This is a genomic window from Streptomyces sp. NPDC048295, from assembly GCF_040652135.1.
Classification (GTDB): domain Bacteria; phylum Actinomycetota; class Actinomycetes; order Streptomycetales; family Streptomycetaceae; genus Streptomyces.
Window position 1 is genome coordinate 174,733 of record NZ_JBEZLL010000009.1, and the last position, 26,508, is coordinate 201,240.

Annotated in this window: 29 protein-coding genes and 1 tRNA gene; 15 read left to right on the forward strand and 15 right to left on the reverse strand. The window is 72.0% G+C overall.

From position 1 onward, the window contains the following. Nucleotides 1-50 precede the first annotated feature (50 nt). On the reverse strand, nt 51-1,187 hold the full coding sequence (locus AB0D53_RS16165) for a substrate-binding domain-containing protein (RefSeq protein ID WP_362446063.1): 1,137 nt from the start codon (nt 1,185-1,187) through the stop codon (nt 51-53). Nucleotides 1,188-1,598: 411 nt separating this feature from the next. Here AB0D53_RS16165 and AB0D53_RS16170 point away from each other — a divergent pair, with 411 nt between their 5' ends. Genes AB0D53_RS16170 through AB0D53_RS16180 form a run of 3 tightly spaced genes read left to right on the forward strand, consistent with a single transcriptional unit; the run spans nt 1,599 to nt 5,388 of the window. After that, the gene (locus tag AB0D53_RS16170) at nt 1,599-3,515 is read left to right on the forward strand and encodes a RiPP maturation radical SAM C-methyltransferase (RefSeq protein ID WP_362446066.1); all 1,917 of its coding nucleotides are present in this window, start codon (nt 1,599-1,601) and stop codon (nt 3,513-3,515) included. Then, the gene (locus AB0D53_RS16175) at nt 3,512-4,117 is read left to right on the forward strand and encodes a DUF5825 family protein (protein ID WP_362446069.1); all 606 of its coding nucleotides are present in this window, start codon (nt 3,512-3,514) and stop codon (nt 4,115-4,117) included. The genes AB0D53_RS16170 and AB0D53_RS16175 overlap by 4 nt, the downstream gene beginning before the upstream one ends. A 5-nt stretch (nt 4,118-4,122) precedes the next feature. Continuing rightward, complete coding sequence (locus AB0D53_RS16180; protein ID WP_362446072.1) at nt 4,123-5,388, forward strand: MFS transporter; 1,266 nt, start codon at nt 4,123-4,125, stop codon at nt 5,386-5,388. A gap of 92 nt (nt 5,389-5,480) precedes the next feature. Here AB0D53_RS16180 and AB0D53_RS16185 read toward each other — a convergent pair whose 3' ends face one another. Both AB0D53_RS16185 and AB0D53_RS16190 read right to left on the reverse strand, forming a co-directional pair. Continuing rightward, on the reverse strand, nt 5,481-7,010 hold the full coding sequence (locus AB0D53_RS16185) for an amino acid permease (RefSeq protein WP_362446075.1): 1,530 nt from the start codon (nt 7,008-7,010) through the stop codon (nt 5,481-5,483). 85 nt (nt 7,011-7,095) lie between these two features. Continuing rightward, on the reverse strand, nt 7,096-8,103 hold the full coding sequence (locus AB0D53_RS16190; protein ID WP_362446078.1) for a hypothetical protein: 1,008 nt from the start codon (nt 8,101-8,103) through the stop codon (nt 7,096-7,098). A gap of 442 nt (nt 8,104-8,545) precedes the next feature. On the opposite strand from AB0D53_RS16190, the gene AB0D53_RS16195 reads away from it, so the two are divergent. From AB0D53_RS16195 to AB0D53_RS16205, 3 genes are read left to right on the forward strand one after another with little or no spacing between them, the layout of a single operon-like run. Next, nucleotides 8,546-9,979 (forward strand): FGGY family carbohydrate kinase, encoded by a 1,434-nt coding sequence (locus tag AB0D53_RS16195; RefSeq protein WP_362446081.1) that lies wholly within the window; start codon nt 8,546-8,548, stop codon nt 9,977-9,979. Between the two features lie 19 nt (nt 9,980-9,998). After that, the gene (locus tag AB0D53_RS16200; RefSeq protein ID WP_362446084.1) at nt 9,999-11,447 is read left to right on the forward strand and encodes an NAD(P)/FAD-dependent oxidoreductase; all 1,449 of its coding nucleotides are present in this window, start codon (nt 9,999-10,001) and stop codon (nt 11,445-11,447) included. After that, the gene (locus AB0D53_RS16205) at nt 11,444-12,676 is read left to right on the forward strand and encodes an FAD-dependent oxidoreductase (RefSeq protein WP_362446087.1); all 1,233 of its coding nucleotides are present in this window, start codon (nt 11,444-11,446) and stop codon (nt 12,674-12,676) included. Before AB0D53_RS16200 ends, AB0D53_RS16205 begins: the two co-directional genes overlap by 4 nt. Nucleotides 12,677-12,683: 7 nt before the next feature. On the opposite strand, the gene AB0D53_RS16210 is transcribed toward AB0D53_RS16205, so the two are convergent. Beyond that, nucleotides 12,684-13,052 (reverse strand): hypothetical protein, encoded by a 369-nt coding sequence (locus AB0D53_RS16210; RefSeq protein ID WP_362446091.1) that lies wholly within the window; start codon nt 13,050-13,052, stop codon nt 12,684-12,686. 133 nt (nt 13,053-13,185) lie between these two features. Continuing rightward, nucleotides 13,186-13,689, reverse strand: a complete 504-nt coding sequence (locus AB0D53_RS16215; protein WP_362446094.1) for a DUF309 domain-containing protein — start codon at nt 13,687-13,689, stop codon at nt 13,186-13,188. Between the two features lie 107 nt (nt 13,690-13,796). On the opposite strand from AB0D53_RS16215, the gene AB0D53_RS16220 reads away from it, so the two are divergent. Then, nucleotides 13,797-16,430, forward strand: a complete 2,634-nt coding sequence (locus AB0D53_RS16220; RefSeq protein ID WP_362446097.1) for an AAA family ATPase — start codon at nt 13,797-13,799, stop codon at nt 16,428-16,430. Between the two features lie 51 nt (nt 16,431-16,481). Beyond that, a tRNA-Pro gene (locus AB0D53_RS16225) sits at nt 16,482-16,555 on the forward strand. 226 nt (nt 16,556-16,781) lie between these two features. Here AB0D53_RS16225 and AB0D53_RS16230 read toward each other — a convergent pair. The 7 genes from AB0D53_RS16230 to rpmB all read right to left on the reverse strand — a co-directional run bounded on the left by AB0D53_RS16230 (nt 16,782) and on the right by rpmB (nt 20,313). Continuing rightward, nucleotides 16,782-17,045: a hypothetical protein gene (locus AB0D53_RS16230; RefSeq protein WP_362446100.1), complete on the reverse strand. Its 264-nt coding sequence runs from the start codon at nt 17,043-17,045 to the stop codon at nt 16,782-16,784. A 534-nt stretch (nt 17,046-17,579) separates the two neighbouring features. Continuing rightward, on the reverse strand, nt 17,580-18,740 hold the full coding sequence (locus AB0D53_RS16235) for a GTP-binding protein (protein ID WP_362446103.1): 1,161 nt from the start codon (nt 18,738-18,740) through the stop codon (nt 17,580-17,582). 4 nt (nt 18,741-18,744) lie between these two features. Then, nucleotides 18,745-18,915 (reverse strand): 50S ribosomal protein L32, encoded by a 171-nt coding sequence (gene rpmF, locus AB0D53_RS16240; protein ID WP_362446106.1) that lies wholly within the window; start codon nt 18,913-18,915, stop codon nt 18,745-18,747. Nucleotides 18,916-18,975: 60 nt separating this feature from the next. Next, nucleotides 18,976-19,305, reverse strand: coding sequence for a hypothetical protein (locus AB0D53_RS16245; RefSeq protein ID WP_362446109.1), 330 nt, complete (start codon nt 19,303-19,305; stop codon nt 18,976-18,978). A gap of 93 nt (nt 19,306-19,398) precedes the next feature. Further along, nucleotides 19,399-19,650: a hypothetical protein gene (locus AB0D53_RS16250; RefSeq protein ID WP_362446112.1), complete on the reverse strand. Its 252-nt coding sequence runs from the start codon at nt 19,648-19,650 to the stop codon at nt 19,399-19,401. Between the two features lie 121 nt (nt 19,651-19,771). Then, on the reverse strand, nt 19,772-20,077 hold the full coding sequence (gene rpsN / locus AB0D53_RS16255) for a 30S ribosomal protein S14 (protein ID WP_362446115.1): 306 nt from the start codon (nt 20,075-20,077) through the stop codon (nt 19,772-19,774). Further along, the gene (gene rpmB / locus AB0D53_RS16260) at nt 20,077-20,313 is read right to left on the reverse strand and encodes a 50S ribosomal protein L28 (protein WP_362446118.1); all 237 of its coding nucleotides are present in this window, start codon (nt 20,311-20,313) and stop codon (nt 20,077-20,079) included. Before rpmB ends, rpsN begins: the two co-directional genes overlap by 1 nt. Before the next feature lie 67 nt (nt 20,314-20,380). Here rpmB and rpmG point away from each other — a divergent pair, with 67 nt between their 5' ends. From rpmG to AB0D53_RS16295, 7 genes are all read left to right on the forward strand, one after another. Then, the gene (rpmG, locus tag AB0D53_RS16265) at nt 20,381-20,545 is read left to right on the forward strand and encodes a 50S ribosomal protein L33 (protein WP_150529996.1); all 165 of its coding nucleotides are present in this window, start codon (nt 20,381-20,383) and stop codon (nt 20,543-20,545) included. A gap of 44 nt (nt 20,546-20,589) precedes the next feature. Beyond that, nucleotides 20,590-20,835: a type B 50S ribosomal protein L31 gene (locus AB0D53_RS16270; RefSeq protein ID WP_362446123.1), complete on the forward strand. Its 246-nt coding sequence runs from the start codon at nt 20,590-20,592 to the stop codon at nt 20,833-20,835. Continuing rightward, the gene (locus AB0D53_RS16275) at nt 20,835-21,986 is read left to right on the forward strand and encodes a GTP-binding protein (RefSeq protein WP_362446126.1); all 1,152 of its coding nucleotides are present in this window, start codon (nt 20,835-20,837) and stop codon (nt 21,984-21,986) included. Before AB0D53_RS16270 ends, AB0D53_RS16275 begins: the two co-directional genes overlap by 1 nt. Nucleotides 21,987-22,029: 43 nt before the next feature. Continuing rightward, on the forward strand, nt 22,030-22,266 hold the full coding sequence (gene rpsR, locus AB0D53_RS16280; protein WP_362446129.1) for a 30S ribosomal protein S18: 237 nt from the start codon (nt 22,030-22,032) through the stop codon (nt 22,264-22,266). Nucleotides 22,267-22,349: 83 nt separating this feature from the next. Next, nucleotides 22,350-22,583, forward strand: a complete 234-nt coding sequence (locus AB0D53_RS16285; RefSeq protein ID WP_362446452.1) for a hypothetical protein — start codon at nt 22,350-22,352, stop codon at nt 22,581-22,583. Beyond that, nucleotides 22,577-22,828 (forward strand): DUF1490 family protein, encoded by a 252-nt coding sequence (locus AB0D53_RS16290; RefSeq protein ID WP_362446436.1) that lies wholly within the window; start codon nt 22,577-22,579, stop codon nt 22,826-22,828. The genes AB0D53_RS16285 and AB0D53_RS16290 overlap by 7 nt, the downstream gene beginning before the upstream one ends. 2 nt (nt 22,829-22,830) lie before the next feature. Further along, the gene (locus AB0D53_RS16295; RefSeq protein ID WP_362446132.1) at nt 22,831-23,196 is read left to right on the forward strand and encodes a hypothetical protein; all 366 of its coding nucleotides are present in this window, start codon (nt 22,831-22,833) and stop codon (nt 23,194-23,196) included. 16 nt (nt 23,197-23,212) lie between these two features. Here the strand turns inward: AB0D53_RS16295 and AB0D53_RS16300 are convergent, their stop codons facing one another. From AB0D53_RS16300 to AB0D53_RS16310, 3 genes are read right to left on the reverse strand one after another with little or no spacing between them, the layout of a single operon-like run. Further along, nucleotides 23,213-24,100, reverse strand: a complete 888-nt coding sequence (locus tag AB0D53_RS16300; RefSeq protein ID WP_362446135.1) for an anchored repeat-type ABC transporter permease subunit — start codon at nt 24,098-24,100, stop codon at nt 23,213-23,215. Beyond that, a complete protein-coding gene (locus AB0D53_RS16305; protein WP_362446138.1) occupies nt 24,097-24,843 on the reverse strand; it encodes an anchored repeat-type ABC transporter ATP-binding subunit in 747 nt (248 codons plus the stop codon). Before AB0D53_RS16305 ends, AB0D53_RS16300 begins: the two co-directional genes overlap by 4 nt. After that, entirely contained in the window at nt 24,840-26,507 is a 1,668-nt protein-coding gene (locus AB0D53_RS16310) for a TIGR03773 family transporter-associated surface protein (protein ID WP_362446141.1), read from the reverse strand. The genes AB0D53_RS16305 and AB0D53_RS16310 overlap by 4 nt, the downstream gene beginning before the upstream one ends. Nucleotide 26,508: the final 1 nt, after the last annotated feature.

Below are 26,508 nucleotides of genomic sequence, written 5' to 3' on the forward strand. Positions count from 1 at the left end.
CGGGTACTGGTCAAGTGATCGCTCAGAAGAAAATCAAAGCGGTCAAACGATCATTCTTCGGAAGGGGGCGGCCCCTGCGCCGATCCGCGCACCTCAAGCGTGGGCAGCAGCTCCGTCCGGCGCACCGGACCGTTCGCTCCCGCGCCTCCGGAGAGCCGGTGGAGCAGCAGCTCGGCGGCGGCCCGGCCGATCTCCGCCTTCGGCGGTGCCACCGCCGTCAGCGGAGTGCTGCCGAGGGCCGCGACCACATCGTCGTACGCCACCACCGAACAGTCCCGGGGAACCTCGACACCGCTCTCCGCCAGCCGCTGCACCAGCATCAGCGCATCCACGTCGCCGTGCAGCACGGCCCCCGTGGCACCCCGCTCCCGCAGCAGCGCGGCGAGATCGAGGGCGGCCCGGCCGTCGGCCGCCGGCGCGGACCCACCGGGCTCCGCCGCGGCCTCCGGCGAGCTCAGCACCACCGACCAGTCCTCCACCTCCGGACGGGCGGCCGCGATCTCGGCGAACGCCGCACGGATGCTGCGCGCCGTCGGGCTGTCGTCACGGGCGGCCAGCACGATACGGCGATGCCCCAGTGACACCAGATGGTCCACGGCGAGGTGCGTCCCGTACCAGTGATCGGAACAGACGGAATCCAGGGCGTGCAGCGCGCTGCCCGGCCGGGGCCGCCGTTCCATCAGCACGGTCGGCACCCCCACGTCGGCCAGCCAGCCGTAGTCCAGCTCCTCCGAACGGGCACTGGGCCAGCGCGGTGCGATCAGCAGCCCCCGAGCCCCGTCCGCCAGCGCCCGCTCCACCAGCGGACGTTCGGCACCGGGCGACGGGGGCGCGATGTGCAGGGCGATCCGGATCCCGGACTCCTCCAGGACGGAGCGGGCACCGTGCAGCGTCTCGTACAGGTACGAATGCCGCTCCGGAACGACCAGCGCGACCGCCCCCGCCTCCCCGGCCTGCTCCTCGCCCCGGGCCGCCGGGACCGCAGCGGGCGGCACCGGCTCCCGCACCGGCCGGGCCACCCCGTGCCCGCGGCGCAGCCGGCCGACCCGGGCCAGCTCCTCGATGTCCCGCCGGACCGTGACCACCGAGACGTCCAGCTCGGCCGCGAGCGCGCTCACCTTGACGGCGCCGCGCGACTCCACCACCGACAGGATTCGCTGACGCCTGAGTTCAACCGGCTCCCGCATGCTGCTGTGGCCCCCTCGCCGTACCGCCGCGTGTTGTTCGTTTGAACGCTTCTGGTGAGCGTTCGGGTCGCAGCATAGCGATCGGGCTCCGCTCGTCCACCGGCTCCGGCCATCCCTTACACCCCACCAGCCCCAGCAGGCACTCTTGCGACCTCCGCGCAACGGCACCTAACGTCAGCGGACTTGGGACCGAACGCCGAGGGGAGGGGCACATGGAGATCAAGAAGGTAGTGGTCCGCGAGGAAGAGGCGAAGAACCGCGAACGGCAGACGATCGAGAAACGCCCGACGCGCTGAGCCGGTGCGTTCCGGCCGGCGGACGACGCGACCGGCCCGCCGGCGGCCGGACAGTGACGAAAAGGGCGGACGCCGGGCGCGACCCGGCGCCCGCCCCCGTGCCGTGGGAGACACAGTGCGCATACATCTGGTGACCATGCCCTGGCAGCCGATCGAGCTTCCCTCGCTCCAGGTGGGGCTGCTGCACTCGTTGCTGGACCGTACGCGGCCGCACGACGAGGTGCGCGAGTTCCACGGCTCCCTGCGCTGGGCGGAATTCCTGCTGGAACGCTCGCGGGGAGCGCTGCGGCCCGGCGACCACGTCGCGGTCGGAAGTGAATCGATCTTCGACGGCCTCGGGGACTGGGTCTTCTCCGGCGTCCTGTACAAGGACCCCGAATGGGGCGTGGCGCAGCTCAAGGAATACGCCACCCGGCGCGGGACCGACCTCTCCACCGCGACCGCGATGAGGGTCCACGCGGCGGAGTTCATCGACGAGAGCGCGAGCGTGATCCTCGGCGAGGAACCCGATGTCGTGGGATTCACCTCCACGTTCATGCAGAACGTCTCCTCACTGGCACTCGCCGCGGAGCTGAAACGACGCCGCCCGGGACTGACCGTCGTGTTCGGCGGCAGCAACTGCGACGGCCCGATGGGCCACGCCCTGCACCGCAATCACCGCTTCGTCGACCATGTGGTGCGTGGGGAGGGGGAGTACGCCCTGCCCGCCCTGCTCGCCCATGTCGAGGCGGGCACCGATCCGGCCGATGTGCCCGGACTCTGCTGGTGGGACGGGCCGGAGTCGCGCGCCAACGAGGAGTCCCGGCGCACCGTGGCACCCGCCGACATCCCCTCGCCCGACTACGACCTCTGGCAGACGGCCATCGACGCCTCCCCGCTCGCGGAGTACGTCCATCCGAAACTGGTGGTGGAGGGGGCCCGGGGCTGCTGGTGGGGCGAGAAGCACCACTGCACCTTCTGCGGGCTCAACGGATCGGCGATGACCTTCCGCGCCAAGACCGGAACCCGGCTGTGGGACGAGGTCGACCGCCTGGTCCGGCGCCACCGCATCCTGGACGTCGTCACCGTCGACAACATCATCGACATGGCGTACTTCAAGGACTTCCTCCCGCTCGCCGCCGACAGCGACTGGGACCTGCGCATGCACTACGAGGTCAAGTCCAACCTCACCGCGGAGCAACTGGAACTGCTCGCCCGCGCCGGTTCGGTCCATATCCAGCCCGGCATCGAGAGCCTCAACAACAAGGCCCTGGAGCTGATGGACAAGGGGGTCGGTGCGGCCCGCAACATCCGTACGCTCCGCGAGTGCGAGAACCACTCGCTCACCTGCTCCTGGAACTATCTGTACGGCTTCCCGGGGGAGAGCGCCGCGGACTACGACTCCGTCCTCGACCAGATGCCGGCGCTCGTCCACCTCCAGCCGCCCGGCGGCGCCCACCGCATCCAACTGGAGCGGTTCAGCCCCAACTTCGCCGACCCCGCGCTGGGCTTCCACGAGCGCAGGCCCGCCGAGATGTACCGCCACGTCTACGACCTGCCCGAGGAACAACTGGCCGATCTGGTCTACCTCTTCGACACCCCGCCCGCCGGGATCGGCGGCGGGACCGAGGCACGGCTCAAGGCCGCGGCCCGCGACTGGTACACCGGCCACCCCTCCTCGACCCTGGTCCTGGAACAGCCCGGGGGCTCGGACGGCGAGGAGGTGCTCCTCGTCCACGACCGACGGCACGGCTGGCCGCGCCGCACCCACCGGCTGACCGGCTGGCGGGCCGCCGCCCTGCGTCACCTGGAGGCGGGCCGCACCCGGCCGGCGCTGCACCGGCTGCTCACGGCCGACGGGGCACCGCCCCTTGCCGGGGAACTCGACGCCTGGCTCGACGAAGCGGTCACGCTGGGCCTCCTCTTCGACGACGGGCGTTCCTGCGTGTCCCTGCCCACCTGGCGCGTACCGGTCCGGTCGGTCGAGCGCACCCGGGAACCGGACGGGACGACGGACGTGCCCGACAGCAGCGGAGAGAAGGTCGCCGGATGAGCCCCCTGCCCGCACCCCCCGCCCGTCCCGCCCCCGCCCTGCCGGCCGGGCCGGTGCCCCACCGGATCCGAGGACGGCTGGTGACGGTGGACGAACCCCTGCGGCTGGGCGCGGGCGGCCGGCCGGCGGCGGCAGCGGTCCGGTTCCTGCGCGAGTGCCAGAGCCACGATCTCGTCGTGCACTGGACACCGGCGACCGACGACCCCCTGTTCACCGGACCCGCGCACGAGGCCGCCGCCACGGTCGCACTCCTGCGCCACCTGCCCGCCCCCGGCCCAGTGCCCGGCGAACCGACGGAACTCACGGTGTGGCGCGAGCGCCACGCCTACGGACAGCTCTACCACCGGCGCGGCCCCGGCTTCGTCACCGTCATGGACCGCAGGGAGCCCTCGGCCGCCGCCCGCTTCACGATCGACGACCCAGACCTGCTCGCCACCTTCCTCACCGTCCAGGACCCCACCGCCACGGCCACGCTGAGCCCCGTCGGACGGGAGGCGGTGGAGCTGCTGGCCTCGGAACGTCTCGCATGGGTGACCGGCGGCTGGGTGGTGGCGCTGCCACCCCGCATCCGCCGGTGGCCGGTCCCCTGCACCGACATCTGAGCCGGATGGAGCAGCTGCCCGACCCGCCTCCCCCTTCCGCCCGCACACGCACCGCCGGGACCGGCCCTCCCGGCCGCCCCCTCCTGCGCCACCGGCCGTTCGCGCTGCTGTGCGGGGAACAGATCGCCAGCTCCGTCGGGCGCCAGGTCACCACCCTGGCCCTCGCACTGCTCGCCGTGACCCGGCTGGACGCGGGACCGTTCGGCGCCTCCGCGCTGATGGCGCTGAGCTACCTCCCCGGCGCGCTGCTCAGCCCGTTCGCCGGTGTGCTGGCCGACCGGGCGCGACTGCGTACCCTGACCGTGGTCCTCACCGTACTGCAGGTGCTCGTCGTCGGCTCCGTACCGCTGGCGGCCGCCCTGGGCCGGCTGGCCCTGCCCCAGCTGTACGTGGTGGCCACCGCGTCCGGCGCGCTGACCTCCATGCTCGCCGTCGCCCTCCAGGCGGCCCTGCCCCGGGTCGTGCACCCCGGACAGCTGCTGTCCGCCAACTCCGCGCTGACCGGAGCCCGTACCACCGGACAGATCGGCGGCCCCGCGCTCGGCGGCGTGCTGGTGGGCCTGACCGGTGCCTCGACGGCGCTGCTGGCCGCCTGCGCGGCGTACGGAATCGAGTCGTTGCTGCTGCTCGCGCTCCCCGCCACGCTCAACACCCCGGCCCAGCGCGGAAGACGTGCCACGGAATCCCGGACAGCGGCCCTGCGAGCGGGAATCGACGTGGTGCGCGGAGAAACGGTGCTGCGCAGGCAGGTACTCGCGGGGGCCGGATTCAACCTCGGCAGCGGGGCCGCCGACGCGCTGTTCGTGCTCTACGCCACCCGTGATCTCGGGCTGCCCGCCTGGCAGTTGGGTACGGTCTACGCCGCATTCAGCGTCGCCACCGTCCTCGGAGTGCTGCTGGCGGGCCGGTTCGCCGCCACCATCGGGCTGGCCAGGGCCACCCGGATCTGCGCCGTGGTGGCCGCGCTCGCGATCTTCCTGATCCCGGGCGCCTCCCTGGGGCCCGGCTTCGCGGCGCTGCTCGCGTACCAGTTCCTCTTCGGCCTCGCGGCCACGGTCTGGGCCATCTCCATGACCACCACCCAGCAGCTGATCACACCGCCCGAGCTCCAGGGCCGGGTTGCCGGGGTTCTGCAGGCCGCACTGATCGGCACGGTGCCGATCGGCGCACTCGGCGGCGGTGCGCTCGCCGCCTGGCTGGGCAACGTCCCGGTGCTCACCGGCGGCGCGGTGGTGGCACTCGTGGCCGCCGCCTGCCTCTGGTGGCCGTAGGACCTCCCGGCGGGGGCCCGGCATGCGCGCGGCCCTCCCGGAGCGCCCCTGTGGTCAGGGCTGTTCCGGGAGGGCCGGCGGGACGGGCGGGCTCAGACGATGCCTTCCTCGATCTCGGCCTGCTCGCGGGCGTTGCCGTACGCCGAGGGCGTGCTGTACGAACGCCGGGCGACGAACCACCACACGGTGGCCAGGACCAGCACCGCGATCAGCGCGATCGACGCGTAGTTCATCGAGTCGACCGTCACCGGGGAGGACTGCGGGAGCAGGAACAGCACGGTCACGATGGCGACCCACACGACGGCGATCCACCCGATCGGCTTGCTCCAGCGGCCCAGGTGCCAGGGCCCGCGCTCGAACCGGTGGCCGGAGCGCAGCTTCAGGAAGATCGGGATCGCGTAGGCGGGCGTGATGCCGATGACGTTGATCGCGGTCACCGCACCGTACGCGGTGGCGGAGTACAGCGACGGCAGTGCGAGCACCCCGGCGACGACGACCGACAGCCACACCGCGTTGACGGGCGTCTGGGTGCGCGCGCTCACCTTGTGCCACAGCGCCGAGCCCGGCAGGGCGTTGTCACGGCTGAACGCGAACACCATCCGGCTCGCGGCGGCGACCTCGGCGTTGCCGCAGAACAGCTGGGCCGCGATCACGATCAGCAGCAGGGCGGTGGCCCCGGAGGTGCCCAGCGAGTCGATCAGGATCTGCGCCGGCGGCACACCGGTGGCACTCTTCTGGGTGCCCGCGTAGTCCTGGATGGCGAAGGTCAGCCCGGCGAGCAGCACGAAACCGGCGATCCAGGAGACCCAGATCGCGCGGACGATGCCCTTGGCGGCCGTCACCGAGGCGTTGGACGTCTCCTCCGACAGGTGGGCCGAGGCGTCGTAGCCGCAGAAGGTGTACTGCGCGAGGAGCAGGCCGATCGCCGCCACGTACAACGGGTTGTGCCAGCCCGTGTCATTGACGAATTCGGTGAAGACGAACGACGGCGACTGGTGGTGCGAGGGCACGATCGCGAGCACGGAGACGATCACCGCGACACCGGCGAGGTGCCACCACACGCTGATCGAGTTGAGCACACTGACGAGTCGGACGCCGAAGAGGTTCAGCACGGCGTGCAGCAGCAGGATGCAGACAAAGATGATCATCGTCTTGCCCGGTGTGGGAGTGAATCCCCACTGCAGATTCATCAGCGCACCGGTGAACAGCGCCGCACCGTAGTCGATGCCCGCGATCGCGCCCAGCAGACCCAGCAGATTCAGCCAGCCGGTGTACCAGCCCCACTTGCGGCCACCGAGCCGGTCGGCCATGTAGTACAGCGCTCCCGAGGTCGGGTAGGCGCTGGTCACCTCGGCGAGCGCCATGCCGACGCAGAGCACGAAGAGTCCGACACCGGCCCAGCCCCAGAGCATCACGGCCGGGCCGCCGGTCGACATGCCGAAGCCGTACAGGGTCATGCAGCCGGAGAGGATCGAGATGACGGAGAAGCTGATGGCGAAGTTGCCGAAGCCTCCCATGCGGCGGGCGAGCACCGGCTGGTAGCCGAGTTCGCGCAGCCGCTCCTCCTCGTCCTTCGGCGGGGTTGCCTCCGCACCCGACTGGGTCGGGGTGGATATGGACATCGGGAAAACCTCCGTGAGCGGGATGGAAAGGGACGGTCGGGATCGGTCCGGGACGGGAGGAGGCGCGGCGGCGAGGCGTCCTCGCTCAGCGGTGCGGCCCCCGTCCGGGGGTGCGGGGAGCCGCGAGGCAGCGGCTGCGGGCGCGCAGGAAGACGTCCTCGGCGTCTCCCGGGCCCTTGCGGCCGCGTGTGCGGTACACCCATGGAACCGAAGTGAAATACGGGCCGAGCTCCTCGAACACCGTTGCTGCCTCGGCGAATTGGAGCGCCCCCCACAGGGCGTGGGCCAGGTGGTTCAGGTCGAGCAGGGAGTGTGAGATCGGTGTCGTACGACGGAACCAGAGCTCCAGCGCACGGGCCGCGTCCCGTTCCGCGTCCTCGGTGACCCAGTGCAGGTCCAGGGCCTTCTCGTGGCCCTGCTCGCGGCGGTAGCGCTCGACCCGCACATACAGGGGCAGCACGTGCAGCGCGGAGCCGTCCGGCGCCGAAGAGGCAGCCCACTGCACGAAGTTGACGGCCTCCGAGAGGGAGCCGCCGGCCTTTCGCGCATACACGAACTGGAGCATCCGGTGGTAGGCCTCGCGGTTGCACGGATCGCGCTTGTCGGCCTCCGCGAGCAGTCCCCACGGGCCGGGGAAGAGCATCGGCCCCGGCGGGTGCAGGCGGTGCTCCTCCAGCTGCTGGCGCTCGTCCAGCTGGGACAGGGCCAGCAGGCACACCCAGGGCACCGGGTCCGCGGGCGAGGCGTTCGCGGCCGTGCGGCAGGCCTGCCAGGCCTCCTGCCACAACTCCTGTGCCCGGTGATGGCCCTCGCGATGGGCGCGTACCGCCCGCTCGACGACGACCCGCGCCTGCATCACCGTGGCGGCGACGCTCCGGGGGTCCTCGGCCAGCCAGGCCTGCACGGCGTCCGAACCGGCGGCAACCGCCCCGAGCACCTGGGTGCGCTGGGTCCACAGGGTCCAGTCCGGTGTGCTCTCCAGCAGCGTCCGCATGGACATCCAGCGTCCGGTGCGCAGGTCCTGTAACGCGACCCGCAGATCGTTGTCATGGCCGGCCGGGTGGTAGACCGGCCGAAAATCACTGTTGGCCATCGACTCGTCCTGCCCCCGTACGACAGGCCGGCACGCAATGGTCGGAAGTTCTCCTCAGCACGTCACGCAACCCGGCGGTGGCATGGAACCCGTGCAGATGCGAAAGGCCGGGGAACCGGTGGATCGGGTCTCGGGGCAGGGTGTCGGTCTCATCAATCCTCAAGGACGTGGGGGGTGAAGCAGTTGTTGAAGAACGAACTGCTCGAAAGCGTCCGGTTGTTGCTCGGCGGTGAGTGTAAGGCCAGTCACTCCGAACTCCGGACCGATTCGCGGATCTTACTCAAGTCGGCTGATCCACTTGGATGTTGAAAGATGTACCGGTTGCTCCGACCGCGTCCTTGACGGCCCTTGACGTACGCGGTGGTCTGCACCACTCTGGGCGGCGAGTTCAGTGATCACGATTCCGTTCAAGCCGCAGAGCTTCCGCACCGCTGGAGAGTCGATGACAGGCCCGGTACTCGCCGTGGACCAGGGCACGTCGGGCACGAAGGCTCTGGTGATCTGCCCCGAACGCGGTGTGATCGGATCCGCTTCCGTTCCGGTGAAAACCCGGCACGGCTCCGGCGGGGCGGTCGAGGCGGACCCCGCCGAACTGCTCGGCTCGGTCGTCGAAGCGGGCCGCCGGGCCCTGGCGGAGGCCGGGGAACCGGTTTCGGCGGTCGGCCTCGCCAACCAGGGCGAGACCGTGCTCGCCTGGGACCCGGACACCGGGCGGCCGCTCACCGAGGCGATCGTCTGGCAGGACCGGCGCTCCGCCCCGATCTGCGAGGAACTCGCTTCATGCGACGCGGAGTTGACGCACCTCACGGGGCTGCCCCTCGATCCGTACTTCGCCGCGCCGAAGATGGCCTGGATCCGCCGGGAACTGACCCGCGAAGGCGTCGTCACCACCACCGACTCCTGGCTCGTCCACCAGCTGACCGGCGCCTTCGTCACGGACGCGGCGACGGCCGGACGCACCCAGCTGCTCGACCTCGACCGGGCCGACTGGTCACCCAGGGCCCTGGAGGTCTTCGGCCTCGGCGACGAACGGCTGCCGGACGTCGTCGACTGCGACGGCACGGTCGGTACGACGGCCGCCTTCGGCAGCGAACTCCCGCTGACCGGACTGCTCGTGGACCAGCAGGCCGCACTGCTGGCCCAGAACGCCCTGGACCCCGGCAACGCCAAATGCACCTACGGAACGGGCGCCTTCCTGCTCGCCCAGACCGGGCCCGCCCCGCGCCGCGGCTCCACCGGCCTGGTCAGCTGCGTCGCCTGGCGGCTCGGCGGCCGTACCAGCTACTGCCTCGACGGGCAGATCTACACCGCCGCGTCCGCCGTCGACTGGCTCGCCGGCCTGGGAGTGATCTCCGGCGCGGCCGGTCTCGACCCCGTCGGCGCCACCGTCCCCGACTCCGGCGGCGTCACCTTCGTACCGGCACTCGCCGGACTCGCCGCCCCCTGGTGGCGCGGCGATCTGCGCGGATCGGTCACCGGCCTCGGCCTCTCCACCACCGCGGGCCATCTGGTGCGCGCACTGTGCGAAGGCATCGCCGCCCAGGTCGTCGAACTCACCGAGGCCGCCGCGACCGACCTCGGCTCACCGCTGACCTCGCTCCGCGTCGACGGCGGCCTGACCCGCTCCGCGCTGCTCATGCAGACCCAGGCCGACCTGCTGCAACGGCCCGTCGAGGTGTCCGCCCTCCCCGACGTCACCGCGCTCGGCGTCGGAGCGGTCGCCCGGCTCGGTCTCGACCCGCGGCTCCCGCTCCGGCAGGCCGTACCCGACTGGAAACCCGCCGCCGTGTACGAACCCCGGATCGGCGCCGACGAGGCCGCCGAACGCCGTGCCCGGTTCCGGGCCGCCGTGCAGACCCTGCTGGACCAGGCCTGAGACGTACGAGAGCCCCACGATGCACCCCACGATCACCACAGCCGGCCCACTGACGGACGCCGCCCTGCCCGGGAGCCGGCCGGGCGACGGACCCGGCGCCCCGGTCTACGACGTGACCGTCGTCGGCGCGGGCGTCGTCGGCGCGGCCATCGCCCGCGAACTGGCCCGCTACCGGCTGCGCGTCGCGCTCCTCGACGCCTCCGACGACATCGGCAACGGCACGTCGAAGGCCAACACCGCCATCCTGCACACCGGCTTCGACGCCGTGCCCGGCTCCCTGGAAGCCAGGCTGGTACGCGAGGGGCAGCACAGACTCCGCGCCTACGCGGCCGAGACCGGCATCCCCGTCGAACGCGTCGGAGCCCTGCTCGTCGCCTGGGACCAGGAGCAACTGGCCGCACTGCCCGCCCTGCTGGCCAAGGCCGAACGCAACGAATACCACGCGGCACGCCTCCTGGACGCCGGTGAACTGCGCTCCCGCGAACCCCACTTGGGCCCCGGCGCCCTCGGCGCACTGGAAGTCCCCGACGAGAGCATCATCTGCCCCTGGACGACACCGCTCGCCTACGCCACCCAGGCCGTGCGCGCCGGAGTCCATCTGCACCTCAACTGCCGGGTGCGGCACATCGGCAGCGACGACGACGTGCACACCCTCACCACCACCCGGGGAACGCTGCACACCCGTCATCTGATCAACGCCGCCGGGCTCCACGCCGACGAACTCGACCGGGAGCTCGGCCACGACGACTTCACCGTCACCCCGCGCCGCGGCCAGCTCATCGTCTTCGACAAGCTCGCCCGCGACCTCGTCGGCCACATCCTGCTCCCGGTGCCCACCGCCGCCGGCAAGGGCGTACTGGTCGCACCGACCGTCTTCGGCAATGTGCTGCTCGGCCCCACCGCCGAGGACCTCGACGACAAGACCGCCACCGGATCGACCGCCGACGCGATCGCCCTGCTGCGCGAGAAGGGCCGCCGCATCCTGCCGGAACTGCTCGACGAGGAAGTCACCGCCGTCTACACCGGACTGCGCGCCGCGACCGGCCAGGAGGACTACCGCATCCGGTCCCGGCCGGAGAAGCGCTACATCGCCGTCGGCGGCATCCGCTCCACCGGACTCACCGCCTCCATGGCCATCGCCGCCTACGTCATGGAACTGCTCGGCGACGCGGGCCTCGGCCTCGGCACACCGTCCGAACTGCCGCCCGTCACCATGCCCAACCTCGGCGAGGCCTTCCCGCGCCCGTACCAGGACGCCGGACGCATCGCGGCGGACCCCGCGTACGGCACGCTCGTCTGCCACTGCGAACGGGTCTCCGCGGGCGAGATCAGGGACGCCCTCGCCGCAACGGTGCCGCCGCACTCCCCGGACGGCCTGCGACGCAGGACGAGAGCCGGGAACGGCAGATGCCAGGGCTTCTACTGCGGGCCCGCGGTCCGCGCACTGTTCGAGGAGGCCCGCCCATGACCCGCCGTGAGCGCACCGTCGACGTGCTGATCGTCGGGGGCGGCCCGGCCGGCCTCGGCGCCGGGGCCGAACTCGCCGCGTCCGGGGCGGGCCGGGTCGAGATCCTGGAACGCGAACAGACCGCGGGCGGCATCCCCCGCCACTGCCACCACGGCGGATTCGGCGGCCGTGCCGTCGGGGGAGGGAAGACCGGACCCGCCTATGCCCGCGGCTGCGTGGCCGCCGCCGTGCGCGCCGGGGCCACCCTGCGCACCGGCGTCACCGTCACCGGCTGGGCCGGAGAGCTGACCCTGGACACCACCGCGCCCACCGGCCTGGAACGGATCACCGCCCGCGCGGTCGTCCTCGCCACCGGTGCCCGCGAACGCCCCCGCAGCGCCCGCCTTGTCCCCGGCAGCCGCCCACCCGGCGTCTACACCACCGGTGAACTCCAGCAGGCCGTCCACCTCTACCGGCAGCCGATCGGCAACCGCGCGGTCGTGATCGGCAACGAACCCGTCAGCCGCGCCGCGGCCGACACCCTGCGCACCGCCGGCCTGGACGTCGTCGCCATGGTCACCGACCGGCCCGCCTCCCGGTTCACCGCCCTGACCCGGCCCGGCGACCGCACCCCGGTCCTCGGCCGCACCACCGTCACGGCGCTGACCGGCCGGGAACGGCTCACCGGCGTCCGCGTACGCCATCACGACGGCCGGACCGCGACCCTGCGCTGCGACACCGTCGTCTTCACCGGCGACTGGATCCCCGACCACGAACTGGCCCGCCGCGGCGGCATCACCCTCGACCGCGGCACCCGCGGCCCCGCGTACGACGCCGCCCACCGCACGACCGGAACCGGAGTCTTCGCCGTCGGCAATCTGCTGCACGGCGTGGAGAGCGCGGGCGTCGCGCTCGCCGAGGGCCGGGCCGTCGCCGCGCCCGTACTGCGCCATCTGACAACAGGCGCCTGGCCCGCCGGACGGCCGTCCGTCGCCGTCGAATCCCCACTGCGGTGGATCGCGCCGAACCTCATCGGCCCCGACGGCGACCTCCCGCTCGACGGCCGCTTCACCCTGCGCACCGACCGCAGGCTCTCCTCGCCGCTGCTCCTCGTCCGCCAGGACGGCCGGGAGATCCACCGGCAGCGTCTGCTGCTGCCCGCCGTGCCGGACCGTGCGTTCCATCTGCGCGCCGAGTGGCTCGACCGGGTCGATCCGCACGGCGGGACCGTACGGATCGCGGTGCACTGACCATACGTCAGGGAATGAGGAGCCAGTCCGAGCCGATCGCTGCGACCAGGCCGAAGGCCAGCAGCCAACTACCCAGACGGGTGCGGCCGTTGCGGCTGAGCTCGATCACGATCCCGCACAGGATCAGTGCCAGCCCGTACACCCCGACCACCAGGACGGACGACCGGCTGGCGATCCGCAGGGCGAGGACCACCGCCATCGCCGCCATGCCGACCGACGAGAGGACCACGCGCAGCCGTCTCGCCTGGCGTGGTGTCAGCTTCCGGTCCCCGGCCCCGTCGGCCGCCTCGGAGTCCGTCTCCGCGACGGCTTCGGGATCGGCCTCCGGGACGGGTATCGGGGTGTCCACGGCCTGGTCCTGGTCAGAAGTGCTCATGACGCGCGATCGTAATGGCTGCGGGCCGCCCTGTTCACCGCTCCGGGTGATGGGCAACAAATGTGGCGCACGTCCGACGCGTGTCCGGCCGCATCCTGCGCCTCGCACCGGCACGTCCCGGGCCCGGCCCGGGTCATGGGGCCGGGGGCCGCAGACACGGTGCCTCGGCGGCCGCGTCGACGGTCCCGCCGGCCGTGGTCTGCCCCGCCGCCACCCGCCCGGCCAGCTCCTGGGCCCAGATGGTCAGGTCGTCGACACCGATCCCGTACGGCCGCAGACCGGCGAACTCCGCGAGCGCCGCCGCGCCGCGCCGCAACAGCCGTGCCCCGCCCGTCGCATTGCCCCGGGCCGCGTGGGTCAGCCCCACGGCCAGCTGCGCGAGCCCGCGCCACAACTCCCGCTCCGCCGCCGGGCCCGACTTCCACGCGTCCTCGAACACCTCGTGCGCGTGGAACGGCATCCCCGCGTCCAGCAGTCGCTGCGCCTCCCGCACGGTTTCCTCGGGGGTGCGCACCACCCCCTCCGGCTGCCGCTCGACTCCCGGAGCCCCGTACGGAAGGGGGCGCCCCAGCCCGTCACGCGGGCGCGCGTTGCGTGCCCTGCCCTCGGTGTCGCGGTCCCTGTGCGTCTCGTCCACTCCACGATTGTGCCCCGCACCTGCGGCGAACTGTCCGAACCACTGTCCGTGGACCCCCGGACACGACTAGTGTCGAAGCCATCCGTACCACCCTGGGGAGGGTAGGCATGAAGCCGTCCCGGCCGCTGTACGAGCGCGAACCGGAACTCGCTGCCGCCGCACAAGCCGTGGACGCCCTTTGCGGCGCCCAGGCCGTCGGCGGGCTGCTGATCTTCAGCGGCGAGGCAGGCATCGGCAAGACAGCACTGCTCGGCGAGATCCAGTCGATCGCCGCCGACCGCTGCACGGTCTGGTCCGCACGGGGCGGCGAGACCGTCACATCCGTGCCGTTCCACGTCGTACGCCAGCTGCTGCAGCCCGCGCTCGACCGGTTCCCGCCCGACGAGGTGCGGGCCCTGTTCGGGTCCTGGTACGAGATCGCCGCGCCGGCCCTCGGCCTGGCCGAGCCGTCCGGCCCGCAGCCGGACCCGCAGGGTGTGCGCGACGGCCTGGACTTCGTCGTCGCCCGGCTCGCGTCCCGGCTGAGCCACCGTCCGCTGCTGCTCATCATCGACGATGCGCACTGGGCGGACGGCGAATCCCTCGCCTGGCTCGCCTCGTTCACCGCCCGCCTCGGTGAACTCCCCGTCCTGGTCGTGCAGGCCCACCGCCCGGAGGAGCTGGCCGCTCGCCAGAAGGAGAGCGGACCGGGCAGCGCCCACCCGTCCCAGGTGCGGGTCGCGCTGCGCGCCCTCACCCCGGACGCCACCGCCGAACTGGTCCGCGCGGCCCTCGGCGAACATGCCGACGACCCGTTCTGCCGCGAGGTGTGGGCCGTCACCGGAGGCAACCCCTACGAGGCGGTCGAGCTCGTCGCCAAGGTGCAGGACCGCGAACTGGCACCGCTGGAGGAGTCGGCCGGGCTGCTGCGCGAACTCGGCGCGTCGGCACGCGGCAGCGGCCTCGTCGCCCGCCTGGAACGGCTCGGCACCAACGCCAACCGCTTCGCCTGGGCCGCCGCCGTCCTCGGCACGGACATCTCCCAGGACCTCGCGGCCACCCTGGCCGGAATGAGCCCTGCCGAGGCCGCCGACTGCACGGCACGGCTGCGCGAAGCCCGTATCGTCACCGGCTTCGACCCGCTGGAGTTCGTCCACCCGCTCATCGCGAGCGCGGTCTACCGGTCCATCCCGCCGGCCACCCGCACCGCGATGCACGGCCGGGCCGCCTGGGCGATCACCCGCGCCGGACTCGGCCCCGCCGCGGCCTCCCGGCACCTGCTCGAAGTGCACCCGGACGACGACCAGGAGCTGGTCGAGCAGCTCCGCGAGGCGGCCAAACAGCACCTCGCCGTGGGCGCCCCGGAGGCCGCCCGCCGCTGCCTCGAACGAGCCCTGCAGGAACCACCGCGCCAGCGCGTGAAGGCCACCCTGCTGTACGAACTGGGCTGCGCCACCCTGCTCAGCTCCCCGGCCACCACCGTCCAGCACCTGCGCGCCGCCCTCGACATGCCGGGACTCGACGACGACCAGCGGATCGACGCCACCTACCGGCTCGCGGCCGCGCATTCGCACAACAACCAGCTGAAGGAAGCAGCGGGCGCCCTCGCCGCGGAGGCCGCCCGCACCGCTCCCGGCCCCGGCCTGATGCGGCTCCAGGCCGCCCACTTCCTCTGGGAAGGCATGCTGGCCAGCGAGGACGACGGTCCGGGCCGCTCCGGCCGCCTCGCACGGAACGCCGACCATCTGCACGGCCGCGACAACGCCGAGCGCGCCCTGCTCACCCTCCGCGCCTTCGACGCCATGCTGCGCGGCGAGAACTCCCAGCTCGTCGTCGACCTCTGCGAACGCGCCCTGGTCGACGGCCACCCCGCCCGGGGACTCGGCTGGACGGACGCGGAGTGGGGCTTCGAACTGCCGACCCTCGTCGGGATCACCTACGCCTTCACCGACCAGCTCGACCGGGCCGAGGAACTCTTCGGCGAGGCCGTCCGCGCCTTCGAGATCTCCGGCTGGAGCGGCGCGCACCTCGCGTTCGCGCACACCCTGCTCGGCCTGGTCCACCGCCGTCGCGGCCGGCTCGCCGAGGCCGAGGGCTTCCTGCGCGAAGGGCTGCGCCTGGCCGACCGTGTCGGCAGCGGACTCCCCGTCCACTGGGACGCGGCCTGTCTGCTCATCGACACCCTGGTCGCCCGCGGACGCGTCACCGAGGCCCGCGAGATCGCCGACCGCTACGCCTTCGGCGCGCCCTATCCCAGCGCGATGGTGCTGCCCGACGGCCCGTGCGTACGCGGCCGTCTGCTGCTGGCCGAAGGCCGTACGAAGGAAGCCATCGTCGAACTCGAAGCGGCCGGCCAGGCCCTCGAACCCCGCGGCAGGTTCAACGGGGTGTGGGCTCCCTGGGCCGGCGACCTCGCCCGGGCCCTGGCCGAGGAGGACCCGGCCCGCGCCGGGCAACTCGCCGCCTCGGCCCGGGTGCACGCCGAGCGCTTCGGCACGGACACCGCGATCGGCGAGGCCCTGCGCTGCGTCTCCCTCTTCGCCGCTCCGGAGGACGCCATCCACCTGCTGGCCGAGTCGGTCCGCCATCTGGAGGCGTCCCCGTCCGCGTACGAACACGCGCTGGCCCTCGTCGACTACGGCATCGCGATCCGCTCCCCTCGCGAACTCGCCAGGGCCCACAAACTGGCCACCGCCTGCGGCGCGGAATCCCTGGCGAACCGCGCCCACCAGGCACGGGCGTCGATCCGGGCCTCGGAGTGAGGTAATGTTTGTCCCGCGAAGCCGCCCGGCAAAAACCGGGAGGAAGCGCATCGGGACGTGGCGCAGCTTGGTAGCGCACTTGACTGGGGGTCAAGGGGTCGCAGGTTCAAATCCTGTCGTCCCGACTGGAGACAGTCGCAGGTCAGGGCCGTTTTCGGAGGAATCCGAAACCGGCCCTTGATCATTTTTGGGGACCAGTTGGGGACCAGCGTCCTTGACCGGGTCAGCGGGTCATGGCGATGGGGCTCGGTAGCGAGCGCGGTGCGCGCAGCACGCTGAAGTGGACCGAGAGCGCTGCCCCGGCCGCGGTGATCTTGTGGACATCCGGGTGCAGGTAGCGCTGGGGGGTGGTCAGTGATCCGTGGCCGGCGATCCTGCCTTGATGATGCCGTCGCGGACTGCCCGCTCCATGGCTCGGACCGGGACGGCGATGGTGTTCTTCACTGTTGAGCGGCTGCGCTTGTCGGCGATCCAGTTCTGCACGGTGCGGTCGACAGCACCGTTGGTGATCAACCGGACCGCGAGATGGTCCAGGGCGGGGACGACACGCATCCGCCAGCCCGCGAGATACGGGTCGAGTGTTTTCAACTCCAGGCCCCGCAGGGCAAGATCCATATTCGCGTCACCGTATCCGGCGAGTTTCATGGTGGCGAGCGACGGGGACAGTCCTGCCTCCGCGGCCTCGATGATGGACTGGAGCCACTCCTGTGCTTGAACAAAAGCTGCCAGGTTCCGGCGCCGTTGAGTGCGGCGGCAGGCGCACTGCCGCCGCCATCAGCGGGCCGGACGTCTGGCGGAGCGGGCGCTCGGTAGGTGGGTCCGTAGGGGCTCCAACCGCGCATGAATGGCTTGAGATCCTCGGCGCGGGCCTGCCGCCGCATTGGTCTGCCGTCGACTCGACGGTGACGCTCGATGACTGGATGCGGCTCTTTTCCGGGCCCGGTTCTCGGCGAAGCGGTGTCGGCCATGACCTCGGCGCGGAGCCACTCGCCCGGCCCGCAGGTTGCCTTTGAACATGCCGGAGCGCGGCGCCTGCCGCGCCCCTGTGCCGGGAGCTGAGCCACGCGGAGATGGCCCGTGAACAGGACCGGGCCGGACGGTGCCGTGGCTGCGACCACCGTCCGGCCCGGATTCTTCCGGCCTGGGATGTCAGGCCGCGTGCTCGTGCTCGCAGGCGTCGTCGATGCCGTACGTCTCCCATGCCGGGAAGTCGTCGTCGGCGGGGACAGGTTCGCCCGGGGCCAGCAGGCAGGCGTCCAGAGCGGCGCGCAGGGCCTCGGGGCGCAGGCCGGTGCCGATGAAGGCCAGTTCCTGGCCCTGTGCGGCCTCCGGGCCGCGGGCGCCCGAGGGCTCGAACCGGGCCACGGCGCCCGCCTGGGACCACAGGCCGGTCACGCGGGGGCGGCTGGCGAGCCAGAAGAAGCCCTTGGAGCGCAGGATGTTCCCGTAGGCGCCGCTGTCCAGGTCCTTGGTGATCAGGGTCCACAGCCGTCGCGGGTGGAAGGGGCGGTCGGCGCGGAAGACCAGGGAGGAGATGCCGTACTCCTCGGTCTCCGGTACGTGGTCGCCGTTGAGCTCCTTCACCCAGCCCGGGGCCTGCTGGGCACGTTCGACGTCGAACAGGCCGGTGCCCAGTACCTGTTCGACAGCCACCTGCCCGCGCACGGCGGGCACGATCCGTGCTTCCGGGTTGAGCCGGGACAGCGTGGCGCGAAGCCGGCGTGCCTCCTCGGGGCCGACCAGGTCGAGCTTGTTCAGGACGATGACGTCGGCGAACTCGACCTGGTCCATGAGGAGATCGCTGACGGTGCGCTCGTCGTCCTCGTACTGGTCGAGGCCGCGGGCGACGAGTTCGTCGCCTCCGTCGAGCTCACGCAGGAAGTTCGCGGCGTCGACGACGGTGACCATGGTGTCGAGGCGGGCGAGGTCGCCGAGGGTGGCGCCGTCGTCCCGGGGGAAGGAGAACGTGGCGGCGACCGGCATGGGTTCGGAGATGCCGCTGGACTCGATGAGCAGGTAGTCGAACCGGCCTTCGCGGGCGAGCCGGTCGACCTCCTCCAGCAGGTCGTCGCGCAGGGTGCAGCAGATGCACCCGTTGGTCATCTCGACCAACCGCTCCTCGGTCCGGGAGAGCGCCGCTTCGCCGCCGCGGACGAGTGCGGCGTCGATGTTGATCTCGCTCATGTCGTTGACGATCACCGCGACCCGCAGGCCCTCGCGGTTGCCCAGCACGTGGTTGAGCAGAGTGGTCTTTCCCGCGCCGAGGAAGCCGGACAGCACCGTCACCGGCAGGCGGTCGTACGAGGTCACGGGCTCAGCCCTCGGGGTGGACGAGGCCACGCTCGTACGCCTTCACCAGGCGCTGCGGGACCTGGTACATCACGCCGTCGACGGTGACCGGCACCAGCTGGGGCGTGCTCGCCTTCCACTGGGCGCGGCGGTGGCGGGTGTTGCTGCGGGACATCTTCCGCTTGGGGACGGCCATGGTGTGACTCCTCGGTCTGGACGGGAACTCGGCGAGGCTATATGAAAACGGGTCTCATTTTCAATCTTGAGATGGTCGGGGTTCCTCCGTGCGACGGGAGAGGGGGTCGGTCCATTCGCTCCAGCCCGCGCGTCCGGGCGAGAGTCCTGCATCTGTGACGAGAGCTCCGTCCAGCGCGCCCGCGATGCACCTGTCGGCGGCCTCGATCTGCCTGGCCGCGACCTCGGCCGCGGTGAGAGGCTCGCTCCGCTCGGTGCCCTGCCGCAGGCGCGCCGCACGGCGTACGTCGGTGATGTCCTTCGGGGAGGCGAGGGGGTCGACGGCGGTGAGGACGGGGGAGGAGTGGTAGTGGTCCTCCAGGTCGGCGGCCCCGATTCTGCTGCGCCGCAACTGGAGGAGGAAGGGCAGTGTGTCGATCTCCTGGGGAAGGGCGAGCAGGACATGGGCGTCCTTCCTGGCCCGCCTGAGCCCGATCAGGTCCTGTCACAGGATCACCGTCGGGTCTCCGGTGGCCCCCGACGAGACGTTCACCCCAAGCCTCGTGCCCAGGTCGTCGGGCCGCATCAGGCGCTGGACCGCCGGGTAATGGCCGGTCGGGGCGGCCTGGACGGAGACAGAGAGGGTGATCGCTTCCGGATGCCGCTGGGGCAGTCGGTCGACCAACTCGCCGCGAACCGCTGGGGTGTTGCCGGTGAGGATGCTCAGGAGGCCCTTCCGTGCGCCGACTGCCGTCATTGTCGCGCGGCTCCTTCTCGTGGTCCGAGGTGTAGTGATGCAGGTTCGATGTCGGGGATGCGGTGACTCCGCTTCCGGCGCGTACCCCCGACGGGAGATGCCGTCGGGGGTACGCCTTCCCTCACCAGGAGGACTTGGTCACTCCGGGCAGGAATCCCGCGTGCGCCTGCTGTCGCGTCCGGACGCGGGAGAGTCCGAACTTGCGGAGGTAGCCGCGAGGCCGGCCGTCAACGCTGTCGCGGTTGCGCACGCGGGTGGCGCTGGCGTTACGCGGCTGCCGGCGCAACTCCGCGAGGGCCGCGTCGCGTTCGGCAGGCGTGGACGCCGGGCGGCGGATGATCTCCTTGAGCTCCGCCCGTCGGGCGGCGTAGCGCTCGACGGTCTCCTTGCGCTTCTCGTTCTGCGCGATCTTGCTCTTCTTCGCCATCAGACCTTTCCTCCCCGTGCGCGGATCCGGGCTACGGCTGCCTCGATGCCGATCGCGTCCACCGTCTTGATCGCCTTGGTGCTCAGGGTGAGGCGAACGTGCCGCCCCTCGCTCGGCAGCCAGTAGCGCTTGCGCTGGATGTTCGGGTCGAAGCGGCGCGAGGTGCGCCGGTGCGAGTGGGAGATGGTGTTGCCGAATCCCGGCTTGGCGCCGGTCAGCTGACAGTGGGACGACATGGGTGCTGCCGCCTTTCTCCGAGGAGGGGTTGGTTGGAAATGAAAACCATTCCCATATAGTAGCCTCATGGCACGCAACGAGATCCGCCCGGTCATCAAGCTCCGCTCCACGGCAGGCACCGGGTTCACCTACGTCACCCGCAAGAACCGCCGGAACGACCCCGACCGGCTGGTACTGCGCAAGTACGACCCCGTGGCTCGCCGGCACGTCGACTTCCGCGAAGAGCGCTGACCCCTCCCGCACCCGCCACCACGCACCCCCGAAAGGCACCTGCCATGAAACCCGGAATCCACCCCGCCTACGGTCCCGTCGTCTTCCGCGACTCCGCCTCCGGCACTGTGTTCCTCACCCGATCGACGATGAGCAGCGACAAGACCATCGCCTGGGAGGACGGCAACACGTACCCGCTCGTCGACGTGGAGATCTCCGCCGCGAGCCACCCCTTCTACACCGGCACCGCGCGCGTCCTCGACACCGCCGGCCGTGTCGAGCGCTTCGAGCGCCGCTACGGAGCCCGCTGATGGGCGCTCGGCACCAGCTCCCCGTCGTGATCGTCGCCGGCCTCCACGCCGACGCCAGGAGCGAGGTCGTCGATCGCCTCCTGCGGGCCGTTCCCGGCAGTGTGGCGCTGCACCACGACCTTGCCGGGGCTCCTGACGGTACGGTCCTCCGCATCGTCCGCGACGCCTCCGGCATCCTCTCCCGAGGTGACACGCCTCTGGTCAACGACTGCGCCTGCTGTGCGCTGCGCGAGGACCTGGTCCCGGAGCTGGAACGGATGACGGACGGCGGGCTGACCCGTCTCGCCGTGGTGGAACTGTGGGACTCGGTCGAACCGAAGGCCATGGCGGAGGTCATCGCCGGTCACGGCGGCGACCGGCTCGCCGTGACCGGCGTCATCACCGCAGTGGACCCGGCGCTCGTCCTGCCGTACCTCGGCAACGGCGACGACCTGGCCGAAGCGGGCCTCGCCGCTGCCCCCACCGACCAGCGGACGGTCGGCGACACCTGGGCCCGCCAGCTGGAGTACGCTCCCGTCCTCGCCGTCGTCGACAACGACGAGGCCGACGAGGAAGATCACGCCCTGCTGGCGCAGCTCCACCCCACCGCCCGCCGTGTACCGGCCGCCTCCGCCGAACTCGCCCGCGCCGCGTTCGCGGGCTTCGACGTCGAGGCCGCCGCGGCCGCCCAGCACCCCGCGTGCGCGCTGCTGCCCCAGGAAGCCGACGAGGCCGGTGTCACTACCTTCGTCTGGCACCGCCGCAGGCCGTTCCACCCCGAGCGCCTCTACCAGGCCCTTGAGGACCTGTGCTGCGCCGCCGCCCGCAGCCGCGGCCGCTTCTGGCTCGCCGACCGCCCCGACACGCTGCTCGCCTGGGACGCGGCCGGCGGCGCGCTGTGCGTGGAGAACGCCGGCCCGTGGCTGGCGTCGTTGCCGGACGCGGCCTGGGAGATGGCCCCGCCCATGCGCCAGGCGGCGGCCGCACTCGACTGGCACCCCGAGCACGGCGACTGCTGCCAGCACCTCGTCTTCACCTCGCCCGGGCTCGACCAGGAGGGACTGGAACGGCTCCTCGACTCCTGCCTGTTGACGGACGCCGAGTACGCGTCGGGGCGCGAGTCCTGGAAGACCCTGCCGGCCGCCTTCGACTCCCTCCTCGACGCCGCCTGACCAACACCCCGCACCCGAAACCTTCACGCAAGGAGACGCCACCATGGCACCGCGCCCCAACCCTCGCAAGCCCGCCAAGCCCCGCCCCAACCCGCTGGACGCGGCCGGCATCACGTACATCGACTACAAGGACACCGACCTGCTGCGGAAGTTCATCTCCGACCGCGGCAAGATCCGCAGCCGACGCGTCACCCGCGTGACCGCCCAGCAGCAGCGGGCCCTCGCCACCGCCATCAAGAACGCCCGCGAGATGGCCCTGCTGCCGTACTCCAGCCGCTGACGCAGCCCGATTCACCGGAGGGCCTCACTGCCGGGGGAAATCGAAGTGATTGCCGTTTTACTTCCCTCGACAGGGAGGACGGTATGCCCGGCGTGTCGATCAGCGCACCGAGGGTGGTTCTCGGGCTCCCACTGGCGCTGGTAGTTGTCTGGGGCCCGGCCCCGATCCCGGTGGTCGTCTCGACGAACATGCACGGCGACGTCGTCGGCAGGATGCTGCGCAGCTCGGACACCACCTCGGCCGAGCTGGTGAATGCCGTCGAGGTCACGGGCAAGTCGCCCGACGCGGCAGGGCAGTTCAACGAACCCGTCTGGTAGGACCTGCTCGCCGACCGGATCGCCCAGGCCCTCGGCAAGGTCTCGCCCGCCGACGCGCGCGCAAGGCGCTGGCCGGTGGCCTGTCAGGCGGCATCGTGGCGAGCCGGTGGCTGTCCTCGGCCGCCGAGGAGGCCCGGCTCAGGGCCGGGGACATGCTCGGGGAGGCCCGGACCTCGCTCGGCGAGGAGGCCCCACCCCCTCCTCGGCCAAGGTCGACCGACGACGATCACGGCCACGAGCACTGATCATGTCCGAGGTACTCGTCCGCTCGGTCGCGACGGGGCGGGACCGGTTGACCGTGCTCTGGCTGCGTGACCGGCGCGGCTGCGCCGGCCTCGTCGACGATCGGCTCACCGGCCTCTCCGGCTTCCGCGCCCTGCCCATCTTCCCCCGTACCGGCAGCGTCGTGATCTGGATGGAGCCCGCCGACCTCGACGTGGCCGTCCTGGTCCACGCCCCAAGAAGTCCCGCCCACCTCCGCCCCCGCCAAGGCCACTCGGTCCGCCCCCGACTCCTCCACCGGAGAGATCGCCCGGCTCGTTGTCGGCGGTGCCGTGCTTGCAGTCGTGCGCTGCTGCACGCGGCGCCGCTGGAGGAGCGCCGCGTGACGTGATGTCCACCGGCGGGAGTCAGGCGCTCGGACCGACGACCGCCGGGGTACGGGATCCGGCCCGCGACCGGAGCCGCGCCGCGAGCCCGTGCCGGGGGGCCAGCAGCCAGGTCAGGGCGAAGAACGCGGTCAGGACAACGACAACGGAGCCGCCGGCCGCCAGGTCGTAGGCGTAACTGACGTACAGGCCGGTCAGGCTGCCCGCGCAGCCGAACGCCGAGGCGAGCACCGTCATGGCCCGCAGGCGTTCGGTCAGCAGCCGGGCCGTGGCCGCGGGGGTGATGAGCAGGGCCAGGACGAGGATGTTGCCGACGGCCTCCAGGGACATCACGATCGTGGCCGTCACAACGACGTACAGCGTCAGGTCCAGGCGCAGGACCGGCAGTCCTGCGGCGCGGGCCGTCTCACGGTCGAGGCTGACGGCGACCAGTTCCTTGCGCAGGGCCAGGACGACGGCGACGAGTACGGCCCCGATGCCGGCCACCCGCCAGACGTCGGCCGAGTCGACGGCGAGGACCTGGCCGAACAGGAAGGACGACAGGTCTGTCGTCCAGCTGTCGCGGGTCGAGACCAGGACGATGCCCAGGCCGAAGGCGAAGGCGAAGAAGACGCCGATGACGGTGTCCTCCTTGAGCCGCCGGTTCTGCGAGACGAACGCGATGAGGACGGCGGTGGTGACCCCGGCCGCCGCACCACCGAGCAGCAGGTTGCCCTCGAAGGCGTAGGCGAGCGCGACACCCGGGAACGCCGAGTGGGCCACGGCGTCCCCGATGAACGCCATGCCGCGCAGCACGACGTACACGCCCACCACGCCGCACACGACACCGACGATCGCGGCGACGGCGAAGGCCCGCTGCATGAACGGGAGGTCCCAGGGGGCCGTGATGAAGGCCAGCAGGTCCGTCATGCGGCGGCCCCCGCTTCGGCGGCACCAGGGGCCGGTTCCGCGCCGGCCCGGTCGAGCCCGAAGGCGCGGAGCATCTGCTCGGGGTCGGCGAGCAGTTCGGGTCCGCCTTCGGCGACGACCGTACGGTTCAGGAGCACCACCCGCGTGCAGGTGCGGGCGGCGGCGGCCAGGTCGTGGGTGGTCATGAGCAGTCCTCTGCCTTCGGCGGCGAGGCGGCCGAAGAGTTCGTTCAGTAGTTCCTGGGTGGGGACGTCGACTCCGGTGAACGGTTCGTCGAGCAGCAGCAGCCGAGGCTCGGCTGCCAGGGCCCGTGCCACCAGGACGCGTTGGCGCTGGCCGCCCGACAGCTCGCCGATGGGGCGCCGGTGCAGGTCGGTGAGCCCGGCCAGCTCCAGCGCCTCGTCGGCCGCCGCGCGGTCGCGGGCCTTGGGCCGCCGCAGCCAGCCGATGGAGCGGGTACGGCCGCTCAGTACGGCGCCGGCCACGTCGACGGGGAAGTCCCAGGCGAACTCGTGCCGTTGGGGTACATAGCCGATCTGCCCGGTGGCGGTGACACTGCCGGAAGCGGTGGCTGTGAGCCCGAGGACGGCGCGCAGCAGCGTGGTCTTGCCCGCGCCGTTCGGGCCGAGCAGGCCGACCAGTTCGCCGCCCGACATGGTGAGGGAGGCTTCCTCCACGGCCGTACGGCCGCCAAGGGCGACGGAGACGGAGGCGACCCGCAGCAGTGGCTCGTCGGCGGTCACGCGGTACGCCTCCGGGTGAGGTGGACGGCGCCGGCGCCGACCGCGGCGAGCACGGCCGCGGTTCCGCCCAGCAGGAGCGACGAGCCTCCGCCGGTGGACGCCATCGAACCGTCACCGGTGCCAGAGCCGCTGGTGCCGGGGCCTGCGGTGCCAGAGCCGCCGGTCGCCCCGCCCGTAGCCGTGCCCCCGGTCGATGAGCCGCTCGTGGAGCCGGAGCCGCCCTTGGAGCCCGAGCCGCCCGTCGAGCCGCCGCCCGGCTGCACCGCGTTCGGGTCGGTCGCCCCGACGGCGAAGGCGATCGTCTCGGTGTCGCTCACCTTGGCGCCGTTCGCCAGCGTCCCGGTCATCGAGAAGGTGAGCCGGTACACGCCTTCTCTGCCGAAGGCCCAACCGCCGTGCGCGTGGGTGTTCTGCGGAACACCGAAGGCGTCCGGGACGCCGTCCGCGCTGTTGAAGCGGATGGCCGCCCCTGACAGGCCGTCGTAGTTGTACAGCGCGAAGTTCCCCGGCCCGTCGGCCTTGACCAACTTGAACTCCGTGTCGCCCTTGGTCGCGCCGGCCGCGATGTTGTCCGTCGACCAGCCCGGCCACAGCAGGCCGGGCTGCTGTACCTGGTCGAGCAGCCACACCGGGTCACCGGCCTTGCCCAGGAACGCGAAGTCCTTGGCCGCCGGAATGACCTTCTTGGCCTGCGGCTTGACGTGCAGGACGACGGCCGACGGCTCCCGCCAGACCGTCTTCCCGGGGACCGTGCCGTCCTTGACGTGGATCTGCAGCTTCCCGTCGACCACGCGTGCGGCGATGTCGATGTGCCCCTGGTCGAGGACCTTCTTCGCCGTTTCCACGGGTTCCGCCGTGGTGTTCGCCGCCTGGCGCGCGGCGAGCGGACCGGCGCCCGCCTGGGAGGGGGTGGGCGGACGCCGGTCCTCGCCTGCGTCGGCCGGCGTACCAGCGACGGGGGCGGTGGGAGAAGGGCTCTCGGTCCTGGCGGGCGGCGCCGGGGGGCTGGTGGGTACGGGAGTCGCGAGGGCGGAGTCGCCCACGCGGACGGTGTAGCGGGTCTCGGCGATGAGTGGACCGCCTCCGGTCTCCGGCGCCGCGTCCGCCTTCGTGTCCGTATTCGTCCCCGCTTCCGCGTCCGCTTCCGCTTCCGCCTCCGCCTGCGCCGCGAAGGTCAGCTGATAGGTGCCCGGCCTGTCGAACACCCAGCGCGTCTCGCCCCGCGCGCCGGTCGGCAGGCCGTACCCGTCGGGCAGGCCGTCGGCGCTGTCGAACCGTACGACGGGCTCGTGGTCCGGGCCGGTGGCCGGCTCGTACACCCTGAGCGAGCCCGGTCCTTCGACCCCGGTCAGTGACCAGCGCACGCCGTCGCCCCGCACGGCGCCGGCCGGGAGACCGGTGGTGTCCCAGGTCGCGTGCTGCAGCTCCCAGAAGGGCGTGCCGTCGGGGCCGGCGACGCGGTGCGTGTCGTCGATGTCGATCACGCCGCCCACCCCGAGGCCCAGCCTCCCGTCGGCCAGGGTGACAGGTGCCACGACGGGGGCCTCGGGCGCCTGCGGCTCCTCGCCGGGCGGTGCGGCCATGGCCGTACCGCCGAGGGCCAGAACACCGGCGGCGGCCAGCGCGACCTTGCTGTTCCTTACGCTGTTCCCTACGAGCCTCATC

Excerpts from the sequence above, each read along its gene's own strand:
- AB0D53_RS16165 (WP_362446063.1), bottom strand. The coding sequence starts at position 1,187 with ATGCGGGAGCCGGTTGAACTCAGGCGTCAGCGAATCCTGTCGGTGGTG.
- AB0D53_RS16175 (WP_362446069.1), top strand. The coding sequence starts at position 3,512 with ATGAGCCCCCTGCCCGCACCCCCCGCCCGTCCCGCCCCCGCCCTGCCG.
- AB0D53_RS16180 (WP_362446072.1), top strand. The coding sequence starts at position 4,123 with ATGGAGCAGCTGCCCGACCCGCCTCCCCCTTCCGCCCGCACACGCACC.
- AB0D53_RS16185 (WP_362446075.1), bottom strand. The coding sequence starts at position 7,010 with ATGTCCATATCCACCCCGACCCAGTCGGGTGCGGAGGCAACCCCGCCG.
- AB0D53_RS16190 (WP_362446078.1), bottom strand. The coding sequence starts at position 8,103 with ATGGCCAACAGTGATTTTCGGCCGGTCTACCACCCGGCCGGCCATGAC.
- AB0D53_RS16195 (WP_362446081.1), top strand. The coding sequence starts at position 8,546 with ATGACAGGCCCGGTACTCGCCGTGGACCAGGGCACGTCGGGCACGAAG.
- AB0D53_RS16200 (WP_362446084.1), top strand. The coding sequence starts at position 9,999 with ATGCACCCCACGATCACCACAGCCGGCCCACTGACGGACGCCGCCCTG.
- AB0D53_RS16205 (WP_362446087.1), top strand. The coding sequence starts at position 11,444 with ATGACCCGCCGTGAGCGCACCGTCGACGTGCTGATCGTCGGGGGCGGC.
- AB0D53_RS16210 (WP_362446091.1), bottom strand. The coding sequence starts at position 13,052 with ATGAGCACTTCTGACCAGGACCAGGCCGTGGACACCCCGATACCCGTC.
- AB0D53_RS16220 (WP_362446097.1), top strand. The coding sequence starts at position 13,797 with ATGAAGCCGTCCCGGCCGCTGTACGAGCGCGAACCGGAACTCGCTGCC.
- AB0D53_RS16230 (WP_362446100.1), bottom strand. The coding sequence starts at position 17,045 with ATGGATCTTGCCCTGCGGGGCCTGGAGTTGAAAACACTCGACCCGTAT.
- rpmF (WP_362446106.1), bottom strand. The coding sequence starts at position 18,915 with ATGGCCGTCCCCAAGCGGAAGATGTCCCGCAGCAACACCCGCCACCGC.
- AB0D53_RS16250 (WP_362446112.1), bottom strand. The coding sequence starts at position 19,650 with ATGACGGCAGTCGGCGCACGGAAGGGCCTCCTGAGCATCCTCACCGGC.
- rpsN (WP_362446115.1), bottom strand. The coding sequence starts at position 20,077 with ATGGCGAAGAAGAGCAAGATCGCGCAGAACGAGAAGCGCAAGGAGACC.
- rpmB (WP_362446118.1), bottom strand. The coding sequence starts at position 20,313 with ATGTCGTCCCACTGTCAGCTGACCGGCGCCAAGCCGGGATTCGGCAAC.
- rpmG (WP_150529996.1), top strand. The coding sequence starts at position 20,381 with ATGGCACGCAACGAGATCCGCCCGGTCATCAAGCTCCGCTCCACGGCA.
- AB0D53_RS16270 (WP_362446123.1), top strand. The coding sequence starts at position 20,590 with ATGAAACCCGGAATCCACCCCGCCTACGGTCCCGTCGTCTTCCGCGAC.
- AB0D53_RS16275 (WP_362446126.1), top strand. The coding sequence starts at position 20,835 with ATGGGCGCTCGGCACCAGCTCCCCGTCGTGATCGTCGCCGGCCTCCAC.
- rpsR (WP_362446129.1), top strand. The coding sequence starts at position 22,030 with ATGGCACCGCGCCCCAACCCTCGCAAGCCCGCCAAGCCCCGCCCCAAC.
- AB0D53_RS16285 (WP_362446452.1), top strand. The coding sequence starts at position 22,350 with ATGCCCGGCGTGTCGATCAGCGCACCGAGGGTGGTTCTCGGGCTCCCA.
- AB0D53_RS16295 (WP_362446132.1), top strand. The coding sequence starts at position 22,831 with ATGTCCGAGGTACTCGTCCGCTCGGTCGCGACGGGGCGGGACCGGTTG.
- AB0D53_RS16300 (WP_362446135.1), bottom strand. The coding sequence starts at position 24,100 with ATGACGGACCTGCTGGCCTTCATCACGGCCCCCTGGGACCTCCCGTTC.
- AB0D53_RS16310 (WP_362446141.1), bottom strand. The coding sequence starts at position 26,507 with ATGAGGCTCGTAGGGAACAGCGTAAGGAACAGCAAGGTCGCGCTGGCC.